This window comes from Burkholderia sp. Ap-955 (assembly GCF_011753045.1).
GTDB classification, from domain to species: Bacteria; Pseudomonadota; Gammaproteobacteria; order Burkholderiales; family Burkholderiaceae; genus Burkholderia; species Burkholderia lata_D.
Genome location: NZ_VWWH01000192.1, coordinates 1 through 2,760, shown reverse-complemented (window position 1 = coordinate 2,760; position 2,760 = coordinate 1). Strand labels below are relative to the sequence as shown.

Here is a 2,760-nt window from a genome sequence, read left to right as displayed (position 1 = left end):
TGGTGGCCGACGAAGTGATCGGCGGCTTCGGCCGCACCGGCGAATGGTTCGCACACCAACACTTCGGTTTCGAACCCGATCTCATCACGATGGCGAAGGGCCTCACGTCGGGCTACGTGCCGATGGGGGCGGTCGGCATTCACGAACGCGTGGCGCGACCGATCATCGACAACGGCGAATTCAACCACGGCCTCACGTACTCGGGCCACCCGGTCGCGGCGGCCGTCGCGGTCGCGAACCTGAAGCTGCTGCGCGACGAAGGGATCGTCGAGCGCGTGAAGAACGACACGGGCCCGTACTTCCAGGCGCTGATGCGCGAAACCTTCGCGCGTCATCCGATCGTCGGCGAAGTGCATGGCCACGGCCTCGTCGCGAGCCTCCAGCTCGCCGAAGCGCCGGCCGAACGCCGCCGCTTCGCGAACGGCGGCGACGTCGGCACGATCTGCCGCGACTTCTGCTTCAACGGCAACCTGATCATGCGTGCGACCGGCGACCGGATGCTGCTGTCGCCGCCGCTCGTGATCACGCGTCCGGAAATCGATGAACTCGTATCGAAGGCGAAAAAAGCAGTCGATGCAACCGCCCAGCAACTGGGTATTTCGTAACGGTTTTGCCTACAGGCGTGCGGCGGGCGCCGCACGCCGCCATAACCAGGGGAATTCCACCATGCGTGCCTGCTTTCTTCGCCAAGCCTGTTCTGTTGCCGCCCTTGCCGCCGCGGCCGCGTTCACGTCGGTCGCCAGCCCGACGGCACACGCGGCCGACGAGCTGAATGTCTACAACTGGTCCGACTACATCGCACCCGACACGATCCCGAACTTCCAGAAGCAGACGGGCATTCACGTCAAGTACGACAACTACGACAGCGACGACACGCTTCAGGCGAAGCTGCTGGCCGGCAGTTCGGGCTACGACATCGTCGTGCCGACGTCGAACTACATGGCCAAGCAGATCCAGGCCGGCGTGTACCAGAAGCTCGACAAGTCGAAGCTGCCGAACCTCGCGAACCTCGACCCGCTGTTGATGAAGATGATCTCGGATGCCGATCCGGGCAACCAGTACGGTGTGCCCTGGGCCTACGGCACGGACGGCATCGGCTACAACGCGCAGGCGGTGAAGAAGGCGCTCGGCGACAAGGCGCCGGTCGACAGCTGGGCCCTGGTGTTCGACCCGGCCAACATGGAAAAGCTGAAGAGCTGCGGCGTGTCGTTCCTCGATCAGGCCGTCGACGTGTTCGCGGCCACGCTGCAGTACATGGGCAAGGATCCGAACAGCAAGAATCCCGGCGACTACCAGGCTGCCTTCGAAGTCCTGAAGAAAGTCCGCCCGTACATCACCCAGTTCAACTCGTCCGGCTACATCAACGACCTCGCGAACAACGACGTGTGCGTCGCGCTCGGCTGGTCGGGTGACGTCGGCATCGCGCATCGCCGCTCGGCCGAGGCGAAGCGTTCGTACGACATCAAGTTCTCGAATCCGAAGGAAGGCGGTCTGCTGTGGTTCGACGTGATGGTGATCCCGAAGGATGCGCCGCACCCCGAGAGCGCACTGAAGTGGATCAACTACGTATCCGATCCGAAGGTCAACGCGGCGATCACCAATACGGTGTTCTACCCGACCGCGAACAAGGCCGCGCACCAGTTCGTCACGCCGGCCGTCGCGCAGGACCCGACCGTCTACCCGCCTGAAGACGTGCTGAAGAAGATGGTGCTGATGAAGCCGATGCCGGCCGACATCCTGCGCCTCGAGAACCGCCTGTGGGCCCAACTGAAGACCGGCCACTGATCACCCTGAATTCCGGCGGCGCAGGCGTCGCTTGACGCCTGCCCGCCTGAGATCCGCGGACCTCCGTCCGCCCGCGCGCGCCGCGCGCACTGTTCCATCCGGCACGAGCCGTCGCCCGTGAGTCGCGTCCTGCGCCTCGCGCGGGGACACTCACGCCTGCAATCCGTGAAGAACGAATGGTGAATCCCATGCAATCGATACCCTCTTCCGCTGCTGCACGACAGACCCAACCGGCCCCCGCGGCCCGTACGCAAAACGACACGTTCGTGCGCATCGAAAACGTCGTGAAGAAGTTCGGCGACAGCACCGCCGTCGACAACGTGAACCTGACGATCGCGAAGAACGAGCTGTTCGCGCTGCTCGGCAGCTCGGGCTGCGGCAAGTCGACGCTGCTGCGCATGCTCGCCGGGCTCGAGACCGCCACCTCCGGCAAGATCTTCGTCGACGGCGAGGACCTCGCGTCGCTGCCGCCGTACCGCCGCCCGGTGAACATGATGTTCCAGTCGTACGCGCTGTTCCCGCACATGACGGTCGAATCGAACGTCGCGTTCGGCCTCAAGCAGGAAGGCACGCCGAAGAACGAAATCAAGGAGCGCGTGGCCGATGCGCTCGCGCTCGTGCAGATGAGCAAGTACGCGCAGCGCAAGCCGCACCAGCTCTCCGGCGGCCAGCAGCAGCGTGTCGCGCTGGCCCGCTCGCTCGTCAAGCGCCCGAAGCTGCTCTTGCTCGACGAACCGATGTCCGCGCTCGACAAGAAGATCCGCCAGAAGACCCAGCTCGAACTCGTGAACATCATCGAGAAGGTCGACGTGACCTGCGTGATGGTCACGCACGACCAGGAAGAGGCGATGACGATGGCCAGCCGCCTCGCGGTGATGAGCGAAGGCAAGATCGTGCAGATCGGCGCGCCGGGCGAGGTGTACGAGTTTCCGAACAGCCGCTTCTCGGCCGAGTTCATCGGCTCGACCAACCTGT

At 64.4% G+C, this 2,760-nt stretch carries 3 protein-coding genes; all 3 read left to right on the top strand.

All coding sequences use genetic code 11. The features are described 5' to 3' along the window. On the top strand, positions 1–605 hold a 605-nt coding region (locus tag F3J15_RS37165; protein ID WP_166897760.1), incomplete at its 5' end, for an aminotransferase class III-fold pyridoxal phosphate-dependent enzyme. Positions 606–666: 61 nt separating this feature from the next. Next, complete coding sequence (locus tag F3J15_RS37160; protein ID WP_089446573.1) at positions 667–1,785, top strand: polyamine ABC transporter substrate-binding protein; 1,119 nt, start codon at positions 667–669, stop codon at positions 1,783–1,785. Between the two features lie 188 nt (positions 1,786–1,973). After that, the coding region (gene potA, locus F3J15_RS37155; protein ID WP_166897758.1) for a polyamine ABC transporter ATP-binding protein at positions 1,974–2,760 on the top strand (787 nt) is incomplete at its 3' end.